This window comes from Bradyrhizobium sp. AT1 (assembly GCF_001590795.1).
In the GTDB taxonomy this organism is placed as follows: domain Bacteria; phylum Pseudomonadota; class Alphaproteobacteria; order Rhizobiales; family Xanthobacteraceae; genus Bradyrhizobium.
Genome location: NZ_JXDL01000001.1, coordinates 3824549 through 3845360 on the forward strand (window position 1 = coordinate 3824549; position 20812 = coordinate 3845360).

Sequence of the window (20812 nt, forward strand, 5' to 3'; positions counted from 1 at the left end):
GCCGCAGATGTCCACCTCTCCCCTTCGGGAGAGGTGAAACCGGGCCGCTCGACGAAATCACCTTGGCAGCAAATTCGTCTTCGCAAGGTCGAGCACCTCGTCGCCGCGGCCGTTCATCACCGCGCGCAGCACCCAGAGGCTGAAGCCCTTGACCTGCTCGGCCGTGATGGTCGGCGGCATCGACAGTTCCTGCTTGGCAGTGACGACGTCGAGCAGCGCCGGCCCGTCATGCGCCAGCATCTCCTTCACCGCGCCGGGGAGCTCGCCGGGATCCTCGACGCGCCTGGCGAAGATGCCCATCGCGCGCGCCATCGCCGCGAAGTCGGGATTCTTCAGGTCGACATTGGTGTCGACGAAGCCCGCGGCCTTCATCTCCAGCGCGACGAAGCCGAGCACGCCGTTGTTGAACACGACCACCTTCACCGGCAGCTTCTCTTGCGTAAGCGTGATCAGATCGCCCATCAGCATGGTGAAGCCGCCGTCGCCGGACAGCGAGATGACCTGGCGGCCAGGCTGCGAAGCCTGCGCGCCGATCGCCTGCGGCATCGCGTTGGCCATCGAGCCGTGAACGAAGGAGCCGATCAGCCGGCGGCGGCCGTTCATGCCGAGATAGCGCGCGGCCCACACTGTGGGCGTGCCGACGTCGGCGGTGAAGACTGCGTCATCCGAGGCGTGGTCGCTGACGACTTTTGCGAGATATTGCGGATGGATCGGCTTACTTCCGGGCGTGCCCTTGGCGAGCGAGTCCAGGCCCTCGCGCGCCTTCTTGTAATGCGCGACGGCGTCGTCGAGATGCTTGCGCTGCGTCTTCGCCTTCAGCAGCGGCAGCAGCGCCTCGATGGTGAGCTTGACGTCGCCGACGAGGCCGAGATCGATCTTGCAGCGCCGCCCGAGATTTTCCGGGCGGATGTCGATCTGCGCGACCTTCGCATCGGTGGGGAAGAACTGCTTGTAGGGAAAATCGGTCCCGAGCATCACCAGCGTGTCGCAGGCATGCATGGCGGCATAGCCCGAGGAGAAACCGATGAAGCCGGTCATGCCGACGTCGTAGGGATTGTCGTATTCGACATGCTCCTTGCCGCCGAGCGCATGCACGATCGGGCTCTTCAGCGTCTCGGCGAGCTGCATCAAGGGCGCGTGCGCGCCGGCGCAGCCGCGACCGCAGAACAGGGTGACGCGCTCGGCGCCGTTGAGGAGATCGGCGAGCGCCTTGAGCTCATCGGCCTGCGGCACGACCCTGGGCGCCGCCACGCTGAGGCCGCGCGTCGTCGACAAGGCGCGCTTCGGCGGGCTGCGGAAGGCGACGTCACCGGGCATGGCGACGACGGCGACACCGCGCAGTCCCACCGCCGCGCGGATCGCGTTCTCCAGCACGAAGGGAAGCTGGCTGGGGTCGGAGACCAGCTCGCAATAATGGCTGCATTCGCGGAACAGGTTTTGCGGATGGGTCTCCTGGAAATAGCCGCCGCCGATCTCGGCCGTCGGGATCTGCGCCGCGATCGCCAGCACGGGAACGCGGCTGCGATGCGCGTCGAACAGGCCGTTGATCAGGTGCAGATTGCCGGGACCGCAGGAGCCCGCGCACACCGCAAGGCTGCCGGTCATCTCCGCTTCGCCGGCCGCCGCGAAAGCCGCGACCTCCTCGTGGCGGACATGGACCCATTCGATCGTGCCGCGGCGGCGCAATGCCTCGGTCAGAGCGTTCAGGCTGTCGCCGACAATGCCGTAGATGCGCTTGACGCCGGCCTGTTCGAGCGTTGCCACGAACAGATCGGCTACGTTGTTGATCGTCATGTCGGTCTCCTGATCTCGCTGGTTCAGCAAGATAGGATAACGCGCGACGGTGACGGCATCACGGCTTGTTTATTGCCGGCTCAGTCTTTCGCAATCGCCCGATCGTAGGCCGCGATCGTCGCCTTCGCGCGCGCCGCGACGTCGGCGGCGCTCATGCCGGGCTTGTAGAGGCTGGAGCCCAGCCCGAACGCGGTCACGCCGCCCTTGATGTAGTCGGCAAAGTTCTGGTCGGAGACGCCGCCGACCGCGGCGATCATCACGCCTGATGGCAGCACCGCCTTGATCGCGGCGATGCCGGCGGCACCTAACACGCTCGCCGGAAAGAACTTCAATCCCGATGCGCCGGAGCGCGCGGCCAGCAACGCCTCGGTCGGCGAGAACACGCCGGGCAGCGTCACCATGGCGTATTGATGCGCGCGCACGAGCACCTGCGTGTCGATATTCGGCGAGACCATCAGCCTGCCGCCGACGTCGTTGAGGCGATCGACATCCGCGGTGGCCAGCACCGTGCCGGCGCCGATCAGCACGCCCGACGGCGCGAGCTTCACAGCCGTCGCGATGGAGCGGAACGGATCGGGCGAGTTCAGCGGGATCTCGATCGCGGTCATGCCGGCCTCGATCAAGACGCCGACGATGGCCTCGGTCTCCTCGGGCTTGATGCCACGCAGGATCGCGACCAGCGGCCGCTGCATCGGCGGAAACGGAACGGTCATCTCGAAGATCCTTCTATGTCGTCCAAATCGCGGCAGAAGCCATCGACAGGCCGCGGCGGACCGCTTCATCCGCATCGACCGGATGCACGGTAACAGACAAGGCGTCGAAGGCGTGGCGATACAGCATCGCGAGCCGCCCCGAGGCGATCAGCGTGACGCCGGCTTGCGGCACGGCGCCGGAGAGCCCGGCCGCCAGCTCGACGCCGATCAGCGTGCCCGACAGCGTCTCGCGCGCCGCAGCGGGCGTGCCGCCAAACAACAGCTGGCGCGAGCGTGCCGTGAACAACAGATTGGCGGCGAAGGCCGGCGCTGCATGGGCAGCCTTGACCGCCGCCTTGAAGCTCGCGACATCCTCGGCCTCGTCAGCGCCCGCGACCGCGAGCGACAGGATCGTCTCGCGCGAGACCACGCTGAACAGCTCCCCGGTCATGAAGGTGGAGAAACCTTCGACGATGCCGCCCTTGACCCGCACCCATTTCGAATGCGTGCCGGGCATGCAGACCAGCGCCTCGCCGGCGGCCTCAAAGCCGAGCGCGCCGAGCAGCTGCGTTTCCTCACCGCGCATGACGTCGGGCGCGCTCACGTCGCGTTGCGCGATGCCGGGCAGGATGCGGATGTCGCGCGCTTGCGCGGGGACACGCACGGCCTGTTTCAGGATAGCCGCGAGCGGCGCCGGCGTATCGACATAGCCGGCTTCGACCCAGCCGGTCTTGGCGCCGGCCATGCCGCAAACCAGAACCGGCAGATGATCCGGCGCCTCTACCGCCGCGAGATGCGATTGCAGCACGGCAGGAAAGCCGGTCTTCGCCGCCGCCAGCATGCCTTCATCGCTGCGGCGCTCGGCCAGCACCCGGCCGCCACGATCGACCAGCCACAGGCGAAAGCTGCTGGTGCCCCAGTCCACCGCGACATAAGCGGGTTCGGTCATCGTGGTGCGTATCCTTCGTCTCATCGACAAGACGCCGTCTCGCGACAATGAGACGGCGTCGGCGCAAATCCGCCCCGGGATATCGGCAATTGCCGGCCCAAACCAGCCTTTTCTCGCGGGTCTGGAGCGCGAAGCACGCTGGCACACCGCTTGCTGAAACAGTGCCGTTCAAGCCCCGAACGCGCAACAAGACGCGTCAACATCAGATGAGGAAACCCATGGAGATCGGCTATTTCACGATGCCTTCGCACCCGCCGGAGTGCGGCCTGAAGGAAGGACACGACTGGGACCTGCAGGTCATGCGCTGGCTCGACGAGCTCGGCTATCAGGAAGCCTGGATCGGCGAGCACCACACCGCACCCTGGGAACCCAACCCCACGCCGGACCTGTTGATCGCGCAGGCCTTGATGCAGACCAAGAAGCTTCGCATCGGGCCGGGCGGCTTCCTGCTGCCCTATCATCATCCGGCCGAGCTCGCCAACCGCGTCGCGATGCTCGACCATCTCTCCGAGGGAAGGCTCAATTTCGGCGTCGCCGCCTCAGGCCTGCCGAGCGACTGGGCGATGTTCAACGTCGACGGCATGAGCGGGCAGAACCGCGACATGACCCGCGAGGCGCTGGAGATCATCCTGAAGATGTGGAGCGATCCCGCGCCCTGGACCTACAAGGGCAAGTTCTGGACGGTGTCCAAGCCGGACACCATGTTCGACTTCCTGAAACCCCACATCAAGCCGTTGCAGGCGCCGCATCCGCCGATCGGCGTCGCGGGCCTGTCGAAGAACTCGGACACGCTGAAGCTCGCGGGCGAGCGCGGCTTCATCCCGATGAGCCTCAACCTCAACCCGGCCTATGTCGGCAGCCACTGGGACTCCGTGGAGATCGGCGCGGCCAAGACCGGGCGCAAGCCGAACCGCGCGGACTGGCGGCTGGTGCGCGAAGTCTTCGTCGCCGACACCGACGAGGAGGCCTGGCGGCTCTCGACCGGCGACATGATGGGCCGGATGATGGGCGAGTACTTCCTGCCGCTGCTCGGCCATTTCGGCTTCAAGGATTATCTGAAGCACGCGCCCGACGTGCCGGACAGCGACGTCACGGTCGAATATTGCGCCAAGCGGAACTGGATCGTCGGCTCGCCTTCGACCGTCGCCGAGAAGATCGAGAAGATCTACGACGAGGTCGGCGGCTTCGGCGTGCTCTGCGTGTTCGGTTTCGACTACAAGCACAAGGCCGAAGCCTGGCACCACTCGCTCTCGCTGCTCAAGAACGAGGTGATGCCGCGCCTTGCGCATCTCGGCTCCGCGAAGAAGGCAGCTTGACGGAGACGCGGGTGCGGCGCGATCGTGCCGCACCCGCATTCATTTCGGAGATTTCCGCGTGACGGTGGACGCCAAACCTCTCGACGCCAAGGATTTCAAGCAGGCGATGCGCCAATGCGCCGGCGCGGTCGCCCTGGTCACGGTCGGCGCCGAGCACGGCAAGCGCACGGGGCTGACGGTGACCTCGGCCTGCTCGTTGTCGGACTCGCCGCCCTCGCTGATCGTCTGCGTCAACCGCAACGCCAGCGCGCATGCGCGGATCCGCGAGGAAGGCGCCTTCGCCATCAACTTCCTGCACGAGGACCACGCGCTGCTCGCGCTCACCTTCAGCGGCCAGAAGGGCGTCAACGGCGACGACCGCTTTGCCTTCGGGCAATGGACCCGCGGCGCCACCGGCGCCCCGGTGCTGACGGATGCGGTTGCCGCATTCGATTGCGTGCTGGCGCAGGAATTCGAGACGAAGACGCATTCGATCTTCGTCGGCGAAGTGCGAGGGGTGTCGCACGGCGCGGAAGCGACCCCGCTGATCTATCTCCGCAGCAGCTTCCACACGCCGCGGGAGATGCGCGGCACCGTCACGGTTGGCGATCTCGACTCGCGGCATCTGAGCTGGACGGATTTTTCGTGAAGGCGGCGACTTTGTAGGGTGGGCAAAGGCGCACTTGCGCCGTGCCCACCATCTCTCTCGATCGCAAAAATGCGTGGGCACGCTTCGCTTTGCCCACCCTACGATACTCGACACTACTGCGCCGTCTCGATCTTCAGCTGTTTGATCTTCCGGTACAGCGTCGCGCGGCTGAGCTTCAGCGCGCGTGCGGCTTCCGTCACGCGGCCACCATGCTTGCGCAGCGCGTCGACGATCGTGGCGCGCTCGGCTGCTTCGAGATCAGGCTCCGCCCTGCCGCCGAACGGCGGCAGATCGAGATCCGCATCCGTGATCACCCCATCCTCCGCCGTGCAGCCGGCGAGCCGCAATACATGACGGAGCTGGCGCATGTTGCCGGGATACGAATAGGCCGAGAGCCGCGCCCAGGCTTCATCCGACAAGCGGCAATTCGGCGCCTCTTCGCGCGCGATCTGGCGGATGATATCGTCGCGATCGGCGCGCTCGCGCAGGGCCGGCAGCCGCACCGCGATGCCGCGCAGGCGGAAGTAGAGATCGGCGCGGAAGGCGCCCTCCTCGGCCATGCGGCCGAGGTCGCGGTGGGTGGCGCTGATCAGGCGGATGTCGACGGCCACGGGTTTGAGCGCGCCGAGCGGCCAGACCTCGCGGTTTTCCAGGACGCGCAGCAGGCGCGTCTGCAGCGCGATCGGCATGTCGCCGATCTCGTCGAGGAACAGCGTGCCACCGTCGGCCTGCACGATCAGGCCCTTCGAGCCGTCGCGGCGCGCGCCCGTGAAAGCGCCGGCCTCGTAGCCGAACAGCTCGGCGTCGATCAGGCTCTCGGGCATCGCCGCGCAATTCAGCGCCACATAATTGTTGCGCGCCCGGTTGCTTGCGGCGTGAATGGCACGCGCGAACACGTCCTTGCCGACGCCGGTCTCGCCCTGCAGCAGCACCGGCAGATTGTGGTCGCCGATGCGCTTCAGCCGTTTCACGCTTCCGATCAAGCCGGGATCGCCGCCGGCGAGCCGGTGCAGCGCGTCAAAACGATCGACGGGCGGATCGCGGCGCCTGGCAAGCGGCCGCGCGCGCTGCGGCGGCGCGATCTGCCCCTGTCCCAAAGGACTGCCGTCGGCGCGGCGCAGCTGGACGATGTCGCCCTCCTCGCGCGCGGCGTGGTGATCGAACTTGACGTAGCGCGACAGGTCGATGCCGGACGCGATCAGGCCGTCGGTGAGGCCCAGCAGGGCGCGCGCGGACCGGCAGGCGCCGACGACGCGGCGATCGTCGTCATAGGCGACGAGGCCGCTGCCGCCATCGCCCGGCACGGTGGCGATCCAGGCATCGCGGAAATGGTCGCGAAAGATCGCGCCCTCGATGCGGCGCGTCGCCTGTATCGCGACCGCGAGCGCGAGCTGGTGCGCGGCGCGGCTGAGGTCATCACGACACGAGGTGATGTTGACGGCGCCGGCGATGCGGCCGACCTGATCGAACAGCGGCGTCACCGCACAGGAGAAGATGCCCCATTGCTCGCGAAAATGCTCGTCGCGATGAACCAGGATCGGCTTTTGCTCGGCAAGGCAGGTGCCGAGCCCGTTGGTGCCTTCCTGGGCCTCCGAAAAATTCGAGCCGGTATAGACCTTCCAGCGCAGGAAGATCTCGGTGTCGGCCTCGCCCGGCAAGCGGCTGAACAGCATGGTCGCGTTGGCATCAGCGAGATTGACGCAATAGCCCGCGTCCCGCAGCACGCGCGCGAGATCCTCGAGCTCGGACGTGGCGAGCCGGATCGTCTGCTCCATCGGTTCGGCGACATGCCGAACCTCGGCTTCGGTGAGCGTCTGCGGCGGTCCCCGGCGGGCGGGATCGAGCTTGTGGCTGATCAGGGAGCGCCGCCAGGAATTGGCAATGCGCGAGGAGGCATCGACGTCGGCCACATGATTGGCGACGGACAAGACACGGGCGACATGGTTCGAGGCCGAAAGGCTCGCCATCGCGGACGTCTCCACCCTGTATTATTGTGCAAAGTCTGGCACCACAGGCGGGGATGTCAATCGGGAACAGGAAAGGAGCTATTGCTGCACCGCCCTCACCACGTGTCGATACACGGCCGCTTTTTCCCCGCCCTGGCCGGCGGCTTCGGCACCGAACGGAGCCCTGCCATGATCCAGCGCCGCGTCTCGGCGGGGTCGATGACGTTGTCGATCTCGAACACCGAGGCGATCGAGACGGCTTTGCCGTTCGCGTAGAGCTCGGCGACCTTGTTGCGGTAATAGGTCTCGCGCTCCTCGGGATCGGCGATCGCCTCCATCTCCTTGCGGAAGCCGAGGCGGACATAGCCCTCCAGGCCCATGCCGCCGAACTCGCCGGTCGGCCAGGCCGCCGTGAAGAACGAGGCGTGGAAGCCGCCGCCGATCATCGACTGTGCCCCTAAGCCATAGCCCTTGCGCAGCACGATGCCGAACAGCGGCACGGTGAGGCTCGCGCCGGTCACGAACATGCGCGAGACGTGGCGCACGATCGCGGTCTTCTCGGCTTCGGGTCCGACCATGAAGCCGGGCGTGTCGCAGAGCGAGACGATGGGCAGATCGAAGGCATCGCAGAGCTGCAGGAAGCGCGCGGCCTTGTCGCCGGCATCGGCATCGATGGCACCGCCGAGATGGCGCGGGTTGTTGGCGATCAGGCCGAACGGCTTGCCTTCGATGCGGATCAGCGCGGTGATCATGCCGACGCCGTAGTCGCGGCGCAACTCCAGCACGCTGTCCTTGTCGGCGACGAGGTCGATCACGCTGCGGATGTCGTAGACTCGCAGGCGGTTCTCGGGGATGGCGCGGCGCAGCAGGCGCTGGTCGGCGGCCTCCCACTCCGTCACCGCGCCCTGGAAATAGGACAGGTATTTTTGCGCGACGGACGTCGCCTCTTCCTCGTCCTCGACCAGGATGTCGATGACGCCGTTCGGCGACTGGAACGAGACCGGGCCGACCTCGGCCGGATGATAGACGCCGAGCCCGCCGCCTTCGATCATGGCGGGACCGCCCATGCCGATCGAGGCGTTCCTGGTCGCAATGATGACGTCGCAGCAGCCGAGCATCGCGGCGTTGCCGGCGAAACAATAGCCGGAGACCACGCCGACGACAGGCACGAGGCCGGAGAGCCTTGCGAATTGCACGAAGGACGGGCCGTCGAGCCCGGTCATGCCGAGCCGGTCGGTGTCGCCGGGCCGGCCGCCGCCGCCCTCGGCGTAAAACACCAGCGGCACGCGCCAGTCTTCCGCCAGCGTCAGCATGCGGTCGATCTTCTTGTGGTTCATGTGGCCCTGCGTGCCCGCGAGCACGGTGTAGTCATAGGCCACGACGATGCAGCGCGCGCCTTCGGGCCCGAACTTCTCGCCATTGACCGTGGCGACGCCCATGACGAGGCCGTCGGCCGGCGTGTTCTTGATGAGATCGTCGAGCTTGCGCCGGCGCCGCTGTGCCGCGATCGCCAGGCTGCCGTACTCCATGAACGAGCCTTCGTCGACGAGCTGCGCGACGTTTTCGCGCGCGGTGCGCTGGTTGGTGTTGCGGCGGCGCTCGACCGATGACGGACGGTTCGCATCCAGCGTGTTGGCCTGGCGCGCGATCAGCTCGGCAAGGTCGGCGCGGATGTGGTCGAGATCGATGTCGGCTTCCGCGGCCGTTTGGTCGGCCGCGACGTCGAGCGGTTCCAGATACAGGATCGGCTCGCCGTGCAGGAGCGTGACGCCGTCGCCGGCCACGAGCTTCATGACCCGCCCGCCCTGCTCGGCCATCACGAGATGCTCCATCTTCATGGACTCGATCACGGCGAGCTGCTGGCCGGGGCGCACGATCTCGCCTTCCTTCACCTGGATGGTGACGATAGTTCCCTGCAAGGGTGCCGCGACCATGACCGTGCCTTCGGGCACGATCTGCGCGACGTGGGACTCAGCGGCGTGCGCGCCGCTTCGCTCGGCCGCCGCAAAGTAGAGCGGCTTGGCCGCGCCATCGGCGGCCTCGACGAGCTTTGCGATGTTGCGATCGATGAAATCGGTCGCGATCCGATTGGTCCTGAAATCGGGATGCGCCAGCACCGCCTGGAGGAAGGCGATGTTGGTGACGACGCCGTCGATCCGGAATTCGCGCAAGGCGCGCGAGGCCTTGGCGACCACGTCGTGCCAGGCTTCGCCCGGCGTATGCACGATGACCTTCGCCAGCAGCGAGTCGAAGGCCGCGCTGGTCTTGTAGCCGGCGTAACCAAAACTATCGACGCGCACGCCGGGCCCCGACGGCGGCTCGAACACGGCGAGCGCGCCACCGGTCGGATGCGTCGCGCCCGTCTCGTCCAACGTCTCCATGTTGACGCGAAGCTGCATGGCATGGCCGCGCGGCTTCGGGATCGACCCTTGCGCGAGGCCGAGCGAAGCCAGCGTCGCGCCCGCGGCGACCGCGAGTTGGGCGCGCACGAGATCGAGCCCGAGCACCTCTTCCGTCACGGTGTGCTCGACCTGCAGCCGCGGATTCGCCTCGATGAAGGCAAAGCTGTCCTCGGCGGTGCCGTCGACCAGGAATTCGAACGTGCCGAGATTGTCGTAAGAGGCTGCCGTCGCAAGCTGCTTCGCCGCATCGATGATGCGACCGCGCAGGGGATCGCTCAGCGAGGGACTTGGCGCGACCTCGATCAGCTTCTGGTGGCGACGCTGGATGGTGCATTCGCGCTCCCAGAGATGGGAGATCGCGCCGTGCTTGTCGCCGATGATCTGCACCTCGATATGGCGCGCCTGCCGGATCAGCCGCTCGGCATAGACGCCGTCGAAGCCGAACGCGGCCTTGGCCTCGGATTGGCAGCGCGCATAGGCCTCCGCGAGCTCGGATGCGCTCTCCACCACGCGCATGCCGCGCCCGCCGCCGCCGGCCATTGCCTTGATCACGATCGCCGCATGGCTGCCGAGCGAGGTGAAGAACGCGGTGATCTCTTCGAGGGTGGACGGCCCGCTGGTGCCGGCGATGATGGGGACGCCGCAACGCTTTGCCAATTGCCGTGCCGCGACCTTGTCGCCGAACAATTCGAGCGCGGCCGGCTTTGGGCCGACGAAGGTCAGGCCGCCATCGGCGCAAGCCCTGGCGAATGCCGCGTTCTCGCTGAGAAAGCCATAGCCCGGATGCACGGCGTCGCAGCCGGCCGCCTTCGCCGCTTTCACCACCGCCTCGATGTCGAGATAGGCCCGGGCGCCGCGGCCGGGGATTTCGACGGCATCATCGGCCACGCGCACGTGCAGCGACAGCGCATCGTCGGCGGGATGGATCGCGACCGTCGCGATGCCGGCATCGGCCGCAGCGCGCGCGATACGGATGGCGATCTCGCCGCGATTGGCGATCAGGAGCTTTTTGAACGACATGCGGCGGTCTCCATGCCCACGCGGCAAGGCGCGGGTCGGCAGGTTCGATGATCCTGCTTCTTCACTTTAGCCGCAGCCGTCAAGGGCGAGAACACCGGCCGCGATGACCGCTCCCGCCGGCCGGAATTTCGACGCGCTGCACGCGCGGCGGCGCGGCGAATTATCCGCGCCGCGGCAGACCGCGTCGGCGACGATCAGGCCGCCCGCACGCCCGCGACGAAGGTGCTGACCTCGTTTTCGAGCGCTTGCAGCTTCTGCGTCAAGCGGCCGCTCGATTGCAGCACGAGGCCGGCGGCCTGGCCGGTCGCCGCGGTGGCGTCGGTGACGCCGGAGATGTTTTGCGAGACCTGGTCGGTGCCGGAGGCTGCCTCCTGCACGCTGCGGGCGATCGCCTGCGTGGCTGCGCCCTGCTCCTCGACGGCGGCGGCGATCGAGGAGGAGATTTCGTTGACCTCCATGATGGTGGCGCGGATGCTCTCGATGTTGCCGACGACCTGATTGGTCTCGGCCTGGATCGCGGTGATCTGCGCGCCGATCTCGTCGGTGGCCTTCGCGGTCTGGCTCGCCAGCGATTTCACTTCGCTCGCGACCACCGCAAAGCCCTTGCCGGCTTCACCGGCGCGCGCCGCCTCGATGGTGGCGTTGAGCGCGAGCAGATTGGTCTGCGAGGCGATCTGGTTGATGAGGTCGATGACCTCGCCGATCTTGTGCGCGGCCGCGGCCAGCCCCTGCACGGTGTCGTTGGTGCGCTGTCCGTCGGCGGCGGCCTTGTCGGCCACGGTCGCGGCCTGCGCGACGCGCTGGCTGATCTCCGATATCGAGGACGACAATTCGCCGGCGGCGGAGGCCACCGTCTGCACGTTGTCCGAGGCCTGCTGGCAGGCGGATGCGACGATGCTCGCGCGGTCGCTCGCCTTGTTCGCGGTCTCCGACATGCCTTGCGCGGCCTGCTGCATCGCGCGCGCCTCGTTGAAGACGTCGCGGACGACGGCCTGGACGCTCGCCTCGAACTTGCCGGCGAGATCGGCCATCGCCTTGCGCTTCTCGCCGTCGGCCCGCTGCTTCAGCTCCTGCTGCTCGTCATGCATCCGGCTGACCGCCGATGCGTTGTCCTTGAACACGGCCAGCGCCTTGGCGAGCCCGCCGACCTCGTTGTTGTGGTCGGTATAGGGCACCTCGAACGCGCTGTCGCCGGCGGCAAGCCGCTCGGTCAGCGCGGTGATCCTTGCGAGTGGCCGGGTCACGCTGCGGCCGATCAGGAACGAGGCGCCCAGCACCAGGACCAGCACGGCCAGACAGACATAGCCGAACGTCGTCGCGGCCTGGCGGAAGACAGCGTCGACGTCGTCGAGATAGATGCCGGTGCCGATGATCCAGCCCCAGGGCGCAAAGCCCTTCACATAGGAGATTTTCCCGACCGGCTGGTCGAAGCCGGGCTTCGGCCAGAGGTAGCCGTAGAAGCCCGCGCCCTGCTTCTTGACGACGTCGACGAAGCCCATGAACAGCGCATTGCCGGCAGGATCCTTCATGCCGGAGAGATCCTTGCCGTCGAGCTCGGGCTTGATCGGATGCATGACCATCTTGGGGGTCATGTCGTTGATCCAGAAATACTCGACCTTGTCGTAACGCAAGCTCTTGATTTCGGCCATGGCAGCCGCCTGTGCCTGCTCGCGCGGGAGTTTTCCTTCGCTCTCCAGCTTCTGATAGTGCGCGAGGATGCCGTAACCGACATCGACCATGTGCTGCGTCTTGGCCTGGCGATCGGCGACCATCTGCGCGCGCAGCGTCGACAGCGCGATCGGGGCCAGCGCGATCATGCCGAGCAGGCTGATGCCGACAATGAGAACCAGCTTGAAACTGATGCGGGAGAAAAACATCGGGGCTCGCAAAATTGGCGGTACAGATATGCCAATTTATCCCGATCCCCTTAGCAAAGCTTTAAGCATTCGGGTTCCGCAAAGGGCCCACACGGAGGCCTGCGGCCGCCCACCGCTTTCGCATTCCGCCGACACGGTCCCGCATCCCAATGTAAACCTCTTCAAATCTAGAACACCTCGATATCGCCCTTCCGCGCGTTGACTTGCAGAGGGCTCTGGCCGAACGATCGATGCAGACAATCAGCGCCAGCTGTGGCGTGAGCGCAGCCAAGGGCGAGAGGCTTCATGCATTCATCGACATCATCAGCGTCGCTCGACCTTCCCGCACTCTGCGCGGCGGAACGGCTCTTCATCTGGGGATTTCGCGCCAAGGCGCGCAGCGGCGGCGCCGTTCCGAACGCCGCCGACATCCAGGAGGTGTACGACCATTTCCGCGTCGGCGATGCCGTGCTCTCGCTGGAATCGATCGTCGAGATCTTCGCCTGCACGGCCCATACGGCCATCGAGGTGCACTGCCCGACCTGTCCGCGCATGTCCGAGAGCGAGCACGGAATTCTGCACGCCATTGCCGCGGCCCAACAGGATCGCATCGACGTCGTGCGCGAGCAATTCGAGAGCTGGCTTCCGCCGGTCGGCGCCGATTGGGCGCTCGCGCCCGTGCGGGGCCTGGCGACGATCTTCCGCATGGCGGGTCTCATCCTGCCTGACCGGCGGGTGCGGTCCATCGACCATGGCCGGACCATGGCGATGAAAAGCTGGCTGGTCGGAAGCCCGACATTGCATTGACGAGGTCGTTCATGAACCCGGATGTCTGCGGTTCTGCGGCGACGCCGGACGCCGGCCAGATGCGGCTCTGTCCGCTGCAGGCCGCGCTTGCGGCGCGCCCCTTGGTCGACAGCTACGATGATTTCTGCCGCGTCGCGCTGTCGCTGTTCCGGTTCATCGGCGCAGCCTATACGACCGGCGCGTCCGATTGCTGGGAAGCGGCCTATCGCTTTGCCGACGAGGCGCCGGGCATCTCCGACAGTCCGCTGCTGGTGGCCCGCGCCGCCGCCCTCGTCAGGATCCTGCGCAGCGGCCGGCCCTGCGAGCTGTGCTTCATGCCGCCGTCGTGCCGGCGCTTGTCGAAGGACGAGGCCGAATTGATGCGATTGCTCGCGGTGGCGCGCCGCACGCAGCCGGGCGAGATCGAATCCATCGTCGGCCAGTTCGTCAGCTCCGGCAAGGAAGCTGCGGCAACGCGGGCGGTCAACGCGCTGGCCTCGTGCTGACACCTAGCCGCCTTTCTTGCCGAGCACGAGATCGATGGTATGCGCGGCGATCTTGCGCAATTGCGGCTCGTCGCCGAAGGCACGTTCGAGCACGGCAAGGCCGCGCGTCACGGTGACGATGTGCAGCGCCGCGGCCGCGGCATTGCCGTCGAACTCGCCGCGCGCCGCGCCTGCCGACAACGTGTCCTGAACAAGCGCGGTGATGCGCGCGATGAGGTTTGCAAAGGCCTGCCGCGCGTCGTCATCGAGCCCCTCGCCTTCGGCGGCGCCGAGCTCCATCAGCCCACGCGTCGTCGGACAGCCGCGCGGCGGCGTGCCGGAGCGGAAATTGGTGATGGTGAGGTCGAAGAACGCAGTGATGCGCTTGCGCAAGCTGCCCGCGCCGAGCGCCTTTTGCAGCGCGGCGAGATAATCCTCCGCATAGCGTTCATAGGCCTGCAGGAACAGCGCCTCCTTGCTGCCGAAGGCATTGTAGAGACTGCCGCGCTGCACGCCGGCATCGCGCGCGATGTCGGACAGCGAGGTGCCGCGCACGCCGTTGCGCCAGAACTGGTCGAACGCGATGCGCAGCACCTCGTCGTGATCGAACTCGCGCGGTCTCAAACTTTGCTCCCCGATGTATTTGACGCTGTGTCAAAAACATGCATTATCGACATCGTGTCAAAAACCAGACGGGATTGATAGTCCGTTCCGTCGATCGGACGAACCGGCGAGGCGACCAGCGCCGCCGGATCGAGCCCGCATGCAAAGGGACCTGCTCATGCCTCTGCTTCACATCGCAATGCGCGCCGGCAAGTCCGAAGCCTACCGGCAGGCTATACTCGACGGCCTCTATCACGCCATGCGTGATGCGCTCGACGTGCCCGAGGACGACGCGTTCATGTCCATCACCGAACACGAGCCTGCGAACTTCCGCTGCGGCACCGGTTACGGCGTCGCGCGCAGCGACGACGCATTGATGATCCAGATCACCGTGTTCGCCTCGCGCACGCCCGAGCAGAAGAAGGCGCTGTATCGCCAGATCGCCGATCGTCTCGGGGCAAATCCGGGCATCCGGCCGGAAGACGTGTTCGTGAACGTGCTCGATGCGCCCAAGGAGAACTGGTCGGTCGGACACGGCATCGCGCAGTTTGCGTGAGGCGCGAAGACGTGGAAGCGATGGCGCTCTGTTGAGGCCGACGGAGGGCTGAAGCCCGGCATTACCGGCATCTCCTCTATATCGGGACGGAAAGTCCTCGTTCAACCCCTCGTACGGGTCCGTCGCCCATGCTATTCTCGGTATATGGAAGAGCATTCGGATCTTTCGTTGCAGGAGACGCCCATCAAGGTCGATCCGCAGTCGAACGCCCCGGTTTGGACACCCCCGCGACAGGCCCTGTGGCAGCGCATTGCGCAGCATGATTTCGAACCCGATACCCCGCTGAACTTCACCCGCCGGCTCGCACGCGATCACGGCTGGCGCCTCGACGAGGCCCGCGCGGCGATCGATGCCTATCGGCGCTTCTGCTTTCTCGCAATCGTCTCGCCGGCGCCGGTGACGCCGAGCGAGGTGGTCGACGAGGTCTGGCATCAGCACCTGATTTACTCCCGCGACTATTGGACGATCTGGTGCGGGCAGGCGCTCCGGGCACCGCTGCATCATGATCCAACACCGGGCGGGCCCGAGGCGCAGATGGTCTATCGCCAGCAATATGCCGAGACGCTGGCGCTGCACGAGCAATTCTTCGGGCCGCCGGCTGCCGAGTTGTGGCCCGCGACGCATCTTCGCTTCGGACGTCCGCGCTATCACGTGACGGACCGCAGCCACTGGCTGATCTTTCCAAGACCGACGGCCTGGATCCGACGTTTATCCAAGAGGTGAACCGATGATTTGGAATCCTTTCAACTGGACTGCCGGCCCTTTCCTCACGCTCTATCTGGCTCTCGCCTTCACGATCTTTTGGCTCGGCTTCCGCCTCAAGTCGGAGATTGGTCCGAGCGCGCAACCGAGCGGCCGGCTGGGCATCCTTGAGCTGGCTTATCTCGCCGGGGGTGCGCGCCGGCTCGGTGACGCCGCGCTGTTCAGGCTCACCTCCGAAAACGGCGCCATCATCGAGCCCAACGGCCGCAAGATCAACGTGATCGACCAGGCACCGCTGGCGAGCCTGGTCGGGCAACCGCTGCGAATGCAATTCCAACCCGACATGACCCGTCAGCAATTCCAGACGGCGATCGAGCCGATTGTCGAGCGCATCCAGCAACGCCTGCAACGGTCCGGCTATTGCCCGAGCCAAGAGCAGATGGCGTCCTTCCGCATGACGGTCCTGCCCTTCGTCGGGCTGCTGGTGGTGTTTGGGATCACCAAGGCCTTGATAGGCTCCTCGCGGCATCATCCCGTCGATTTTCTGGTGTTTCTGATCGTGGTCACAGTGGTCGGCGGTATCGTGCTGGCTACAGCGCCACGACGCACGCGGGCTGGCACCAACGTGCTCGAGGGCTATCAGGCCTCGCATGAGCGCGCCTCGCGTGCGCCGCTCGACAACGAGCTGCTCCTCGCCGTCGCGCTGACGGGCGCTGTCGTCCTGACGGGGACCGCCCACGCCTCCGTCTATAGCGCGTCGCAGACGATGAGCAGCAGCGGCGACGGCGGCGGTGGGGGTTGCGGAGGCGGCGGCGGTGGTGGTGGTGGCGGATGCGGCGGCTGCAGCTGAACGAGGCGCCGCCGCCCGACCGGGAGCACAAACGATCGGCACGGATCGAGATAGGGCGGTCACCTCAGTCATCCGCAACGCACGCCGCCATGATCGCGTCGAGCTCGGCCTTCGAGAGCACGCCGAGCTCCGTGATGAAGACGATCCGCGAGCGCGGCACGCCCGGTGCGGGCGCATCGCCCGTGGCCAGCGTGGCGCGGCCGGCGGCGAACTGAAACACCATCTGGTGCCCGGGCTTCTCGACCGTTTCGAACAGGCCTTTTGCGCGCGCCAGCTTCGGTGCCAGCTTGCCGATCGCCTGCTGCAGGCGCGGCAATGAGAGCGGGTGCTCCGAGGTCCAGCTCAAGGTCTCGAAGCGTTCTTCTGCCGGGCGCTTTGGCCCGGGCTCGCGCGGCGCGGGCGCGCGATCGACATGCGCGGGAAACAGCAGCGCGGTCGGAATTGCGCCGTGTGGCGCATCGACCACCACAGCGGGAAGACGCTGGGCGCGGAGGGCCTCGCGCATCCGCACGCCCGCGCCCTCGTCCGCCAGATCGAGCTTGCTGAGCGCAATGATATCGGCGACGCGCAGTTGCGAGCGCTGGAGCGCGTCGTCCAGAGCTGACGGCGGCGTGCCGGCGTCGATCACGCAGAGCACCGTCTCCAGCGGCGCCTCGCGCAGGATCACGGGGTCCATCAGATTGCGCACGATGTCGGCGGGGTCGGCGACGCCGCTGGTCTCGATCACGATGTATTCCGGCTTCGGATCGCGCCGCAACAGCGTCGAGAGCGTGCGGAGCAGGTCGCCTTCGAGCGAGCAGCAGATGCAGCCATTGGCGAGGCTGACGACGCCGTCGGTGGCGCCGGCGATCAATTCCGCATCGATGTTGATGGCGCCGAAATCGTTGACGATGGCGGCGATGCGCCGTCCTTGCGCATGCGCCAGCAGATGGTTCACCACCGTGGTCTTGCCCGCCCCCAGAAAGCCCGTGACCAGCAGAATGGGGACCGGCATCGGTCAGCTCTCGGCGACGGGACGGCGCACGGGTTTTCCCGGCCGCGCCGCGACATCGAGAATGCCGTCGCTGATCAACGGCTGGCCGCTGACGACGAGGTGCCGCACGCCTTCGGACGGACGGTTCATCGCCGTGAAGGTGGCGCGATCGGAGAGCTTCTCGTAGTCGAACACGACGATGTCGGCATCGGCGTCTTTCGCCAGCCGACCCTTGGCGCGCATCGCGGGCGTACTCTGCGACAAAATCTCCGCCGGGATCAGCGCGCATTTGCGCACGCCTTCCAGCAGCGACACGGTCTTGCGCTCGCGCACCCATTCGCGGATGAACTTGGTGAAGCAGCCGGCCGAGCGCGGATGCGAGGTGGCATCGTCAGGCAGCGGCCAGGCATCGCCGGTGTAGGTCTTGCCGTCCGACGTCGTCCACGGCATCGCGTCGGAGGCGATGGCGCCGCCGGGATACAGCACCGACATGTCGAGCAGGTCGCGGTGATGCGCGTTGTGCTCGGTGTCGAGGATGTGCCAGAGCACCAGCGAGGACGGCTCTTCCGCTTGCGCCTTCAACAGCTCCTCGCGGTCGTGGAAGCGATAGCCGTCGGTGACGCGCTGCACGGAATCGTATCCGGTGCCGTTACGCTCGACGAATTCGGGGTCGCTGAAGAAGGCGGCGGCCAGCACGGTGGAGCCGGTGCCGTAAGGATAGGCCTCGACCGTAATGGGCAGGCCCTGCGCTTGCGCCTTTTCGATCAGCGCGCGGCAGCGCTCGACGTCGGTCTTGCTCGACGAGTTGAAATGGCAGATGTGCATGTGCGCGCCGGTGGCGCCGGCATAGCCGATCAGGCGAACATAGGCCTCCACCGCGCTCTCGGGGTCGATGCGCGACATGAAGGCGACGTGGGTGAAGGTCGGCACGTTCTGCGAGGCCGCGAGCTGGCAGACGGCGGTCAGCTCCTGCACGCCGGCGCCTGGCGCATAGGCATTGAGGATACCGATGCCGATGCCGCCTTCGTTGAGGCCGCGCGAAAGCCGTTCGAGAACGCCGGCGACCTCGGCGTCGGTCGCGACGTTGTCCATCCAGCGGCGGTCGCGCATGGCGTTGCCGAACGCCTCCAGCGAGCTCTCGGCATTGGAGCCCGTCATCGCACCGATGCGGGCAAACGCCCAATTGGTGGCGGCGCCGTAGTTCAGCACGCGGCCCTTTCGCGCCTGGCGCTCGTACCAGGAGGCGACCGGCAGCACGCCGGCCTCGAGATCCAGCGTGGTCGTGACGCCGTCGAAGGCCTGCATGCGGTCGGCCGGAATGGACTGGCCGTGCGCGTGCAGATCGATGAAGCCGGGCGCGACCACAAGGCCGGTGGCGTCGATCACCCGCTCGGCGCCGCCGAGGCCCGTGCCGACGGCGGCGATCCTGCCGTCCACCACCGCCACGTCGCCGACGGCGTCCATCCCACTCGCGGGATCCACCACCCGGCCGCCAGAGATCACCAAGCCGCTCATATCGTCACTCCCAAAAGGAAATTGCCAAAATCTCCAAAGGCCCGGCAGCAGCTCCGGAGGTGCGGGGCGCATAGTGCAGATTTTGGCAACAACGACCACCTCCGCCAATGCCGACGCAGCATGCATATTGCTGCGCCGCTGTTGCGAGGCCGCAGCAACACAATGCAGTCTCGGGTTGCAATCCGGCCGATGCCGAGCTATGGGATGCGCGCAATTTCGTTTTAGAGGCGACCATGTCTACGACAGCACGCTTCCCGGGTTCGACGCACGATATTTGATGCGCCCCCGGGATTGATCCCCGGGTGAAATCTCAAGACCCCATCTCAAATTGAATCTGCCGCAGCCTTTGGCCTGCGATCGAGATCTATTGGCATGACATCCCTTGTTCTGCTGGCCCCCCGTCAGGCGGCCGGCCGTTCCGACCTGCTCGAACGCAGGCTTCGGCGCTATCATCCGCGCTTCCAGGGCGCGGTGCGCACCTTGGCCTTGCGGCACTCGCGCCTTGCGGACCTTGCTGCAAGCTTTCCCGCGCTGCTCTTCGCGCTGGCCGTTCCGCAGGTCCGGCTCGATCCCGCGCGCGCGATTGCCGGCGTAATTGACGGCCGCCCGCTCGCGGAGGCGGCGATTGCCGCCGGCGTTCCGCTGTGGCTGCGCAAGCTGCCGCCGGAAGCCTTTGCGCGCCCGATCCCGCGATTGCCCGATGGCGAGCTGTTTCGCCGGCGGATCGCGAACTACCTTCCGCGCTCTCCCAAGCTGGCGCCGGCATGGCTCCAGCTCGTGGCCGATGCTGCCGAGATCGCGCATGAGCCGATGGCCGCATGGATCGCACGCGAGTTCACCCGCGAGCCCGGGCGAGTGAAGACTGCGCGGTTGCGTCCGATCTGGCTCTGGGCCTGGTTTTCCTCTCAGCCCACGACGCTGGGGCATGACCTGATCGAGCGGCCGTGGACGCCGGACATGCGCATCGATGCCGCACGTTCGGCCGCAAGCGATTGGCGAACGATCGTTGCCTTGCAGGTCAATCTCGGCCGCACACCGATCGCCGACATGTGGCTGCGGCCCGGCCGGATGGCCGGTTACGACTTCGCGCCGCTGGATTCGATGGCTGCCATCGTCGACGAGGCGAGAGCGATGCGGAACTGCCTCAAGACATTCGGCAGCAGCCTCGCACACAATCGAGCCCGCCTCTGGAGCATCCGGAAGGACGGCGAGCGGCTTGCGACGTTGCGGATTTCCCGCCATCGCGATCCGCTGCCGAACATCGTCGAGCTCAAGGGCCCCGGCAACACCGAAGTCTCGCGCGAATTGTGGTGGGCCGCCCGCCAATGGCTGCACAGGCATGATCTGTCGCAGCTCGACATCAGGCAATGTGACTGGGGGACGGCGCCGCTCGACCGCGAAAGCTGGATGTCGCTGTGGCGGCCCTACTGGCTCGCCAAGCGGCGCATCCCGCACTGGCTGCCGATAGCCCCGTCGCGCGAGGCGCTGGAGCTGCTGTGAGCGGATATAGCAACGACGGCCAGGACCACACGGTTTCGCCGTACGCAAGCAGCGCCGTTCGTCTTTGCGGGCCACGCGTGCTCACGAGGTTCATCCCGCCCTGCACGCGCAAGCTCCGCCTTTAACGCCGCCCGCGTCCACCGCAACTCCCAGCCCGCGCTCGAAACGACGTACGACCGCCCCTTTGGTGGGCTGGGATGGCCGATACATACGATAAATCCGAATTTCGGTAAAGTGGA

The 20812-nt window shown here is 66.6% G+C and carries 17 protein-coding genes; 8 read left to right on the top strand and 9 right to left on the bottom strand.

Annotation, left to right across the window (positions count from 1 at the left end; all coding sequences use genetic code 11):
- Positions 1 to 57 precede the first annotated feature (57 nt).
- From poxB to SE92_RS17830, 3 genes are all read right to left on the bottom strand, one after another.
- Positions 58 to 1794 carry a ubiquinone-dependent pyruvate dehydrogenase gene (gene poxB / locus SE92_RS17820; protein ID WP_063197027.1) on the bottom strand — a complete coding sequence of 579 codons (1737 nt, stop codon included), beginning with the start codon at positions 1792 to 1794 and terminating at the stop codon, positions 58 to 60.
- A gap of 80 nt (positions 1795 to 1874) precedes the next feature.
- On the bottom strand, positions 1875 to 2507 hold the full coding sequence (locus SE92_RS17825) for a 2-dehydro-3-deoxy-6-phosphogalactonate aldolase (RefSeq protein WP_063197029.1): 633 nt from the start codon (positions 2505 to 2507) through the stop codon (positions 1875 to 1877).
- A gap of 13 nt (positions 2508 to 2520) precedes the next feature.
- Positions 2521 to 3435, bottom strand: a complete 915-nt coding sequence (locus SE92_RS17830; RefSeq protein ID WP_063197031.1) for a 2-dehydro-3-deoxygalactonokinase — start codon at positions 3433 to 3435, stop codon at positions 2521 to 2523.
- A 218-nt stretch (positions 3436 to 3653) separates the two neighbouring features.
- On the opposite strand from SE92_RS17830, the gene SE92_RS17835 reads away from it, so the two are divergent.
- Positions 3654 to 4751, top strand: coding sequence for an LLM class flavin-dependent oxidoreductase (locus SE92_RS17835; protein ID WP_063197032.1), 1098 nt, complete (start codon positions 3654 to 3656; stop codon positions 4749 to 4751).
- 58 nt (positions 4752 to 4809) lie between these two features.
- Positions 4810 to 5379 (top strand): flavin reductase family protein, encoded by a 570-nt coding sequence (locus SE92_RS17840; RefSeq protein ID WP_063197034.1) that lies wholly within the window; start codon positions 4810 to 4812, stop codon positions 5377 to 5379.
- A 113-nt stretch (positions 5380 to 5492) separates the two neighbouring features.
- On the opposite strand, the gene SE92_RS17845 is transcribed toward SE92_RS17840, so the two are convergent.
- From SE92_RS17845 to SE92_RS17855, 3 genes are all read right to left on the bottom strand, one after another.
- Positions 5493 to 7346 (bottom strand): sigma-54-dependent Fis family transcriptional regulator, encoded by a 1854-nt coding sequence (locus tag SE92_RS17845; protein ID WP_063197036.1) that lies wholly within the window; start codon positions 7344 to 7346, stop codon positions 5493 to 5495.
- A gap of 95 nt (positions 7347 to 7441) precedes the next feature.
- Positions 7442 to 10747 (bottom strand): acetyl-CoA carboxylase family protein, encoded by a 3306-nt coding sequence (locus SE92_RS17850; RefSeq protein WP_063197038.1) that lies wholly within the window; start codon positions 10745 to 10747, stop codon positions 7442 to 7444.
- Between the two features lie 194 nt (positions 10748 to 10941).
- The gene (locus SE92_RS17855) at positions 10942 to 12624 is read right to left on the bottom strand and encodes a methyl-accepting chemotaxis protein (protein ID WP_063197040.1); all 1683 of its coding nucleotides are present in this window, start codon (positions 12622 to 12624) and stop codon (positions 10942 to 10944) included.
- A gap of 285 nt (positions 12625 to 12909) precedes the next feature.
- Between SE92_RS17855 and SE92_RS17860 the strand changes: the two genes are divergently transcribed.
- Positions 12910 to 13410, top strand: a complete 501-nt coding sequence (locus tag SE92_RS17860; protein ID WP_063197042.1) for a hypothetical protein — start codon at positions 12910 to 12912, stop codon at positions 13408 to 13410.
- A gap of 11 nt (positions 13411 to 13421) precedes the next feature.
- Positions 13422 to 13895 (top strand): hypothetical protein, encoded by a 474-nt coding sequence (locus SE92_RS17865; protein ID WP_063197045.1) that lies wholly within the window; start codon positions 13422 to 13424, stop codon positions 13893 to 13895.
- 3 nt (positions 13896 to 13898) lie between these two features.
- Here SE92_RS17865 and SE92_RS17870 read toward each other — a convergent pair whose 3' ends face one another.
- Entirely contained in the window at positions 13899 to 14498 is a 600-nt protein-coding gene (locus SE92_RS17870; RefSeq protein WP_063197047.1) for a TetR/AcrR family transcriptional regulator, read from the bottom strand.
- Positions 14499 to 14655: 157 nt separating this feature from the next.
- On the opposite strand from SE92_RS17870, the gene SE92_RS17875 reads away from it, so the two are divergent.
- The 3 genes from SE92_RS17875 to SE92_RS17885 all read left to right on the top strand — a co-directional run bounded on the left by SE92_RS17875 (position 14656) and on the right by SE92_RS17885 (position 16585).
- Positions 14656 to 15033 (top strand): tautomerase family protein, encoded by a 378-nt coding sequence (locus tag SE92_RS17875; RefSeq protein ID WP_063203603.1) that lies wholly within the window; start codon positions 14656 to 14658, stop codon positions 15031 to 15033.
- Positions 15034 to 15201: 168 nt separating this feature from the next.
- Complete coding sequence (locus SE92_RS17880) at positions 15202 to 15756, top strand: glycine-rich domain-containing protein (protein ID WP_245324631.1); 555 nt, start codon at positions 15202 to 15204, stop codon at positions 15754 to 15756.
- A gap of 4 nt (positions 15757 to 15760) precedes the next feature.
- Positions 15761 to 16585 (top strand): TIGR04222 domain-containing membrane protein, encoded by an 825-nt coding sequence (locus tag SE92_RS17885; protein ID WP_063197050.1) that lies wholly within the window; start codon positions 15761 to 15763, stop codon positions 16583 to 16585.
- A 64-nt stretch (positions 16586 to 16649) separates the two neighbouring features.
- Here SE92_RS17885 and SE92_RS17890 read toward each other — a convergent pair whose 3' ends face one another.
- Positions 16650 to 17579: a CobW family GTP-binding protein gene (locus SE92_RS17890; RefSeq protein WP_063197052.1), complete on the bottom strand. Its 930-nt coding sequence runs from the start codon at positions 17577 to 17579 to the stop codon at positions 16650 to 16652.
- Positions 17580 to 17582: 3 nt separating this feature from the next.
- Complete coding sequence (locus SE92_RS17895; protein ID WP_063197054.1) at positions 17583 to 19073, bottom strand: amidohydrolase family protein; 1491 nt, start codon at positions 19071 to 19073, stop codon at positions 17583 to 17585.
- A gap of 372 nt (positions 19074 to 19445) precedes the next feature.
- On the opposite strand from SE92_RS17895, the gene SE92_RS17900 reads away from it, so the two are divergent.
- Positions 19446 to 20573, top strand: coding sequence for a hypothetical protein (locus SE92_RS17900; protein ID WP_063197056.1), 1128 nt, complete (start codon positions 19446 to 19448; stop codon positions 20571 to 20573).
- Positions 20574 to 20812: the final 239 nt, after the last annotated feature.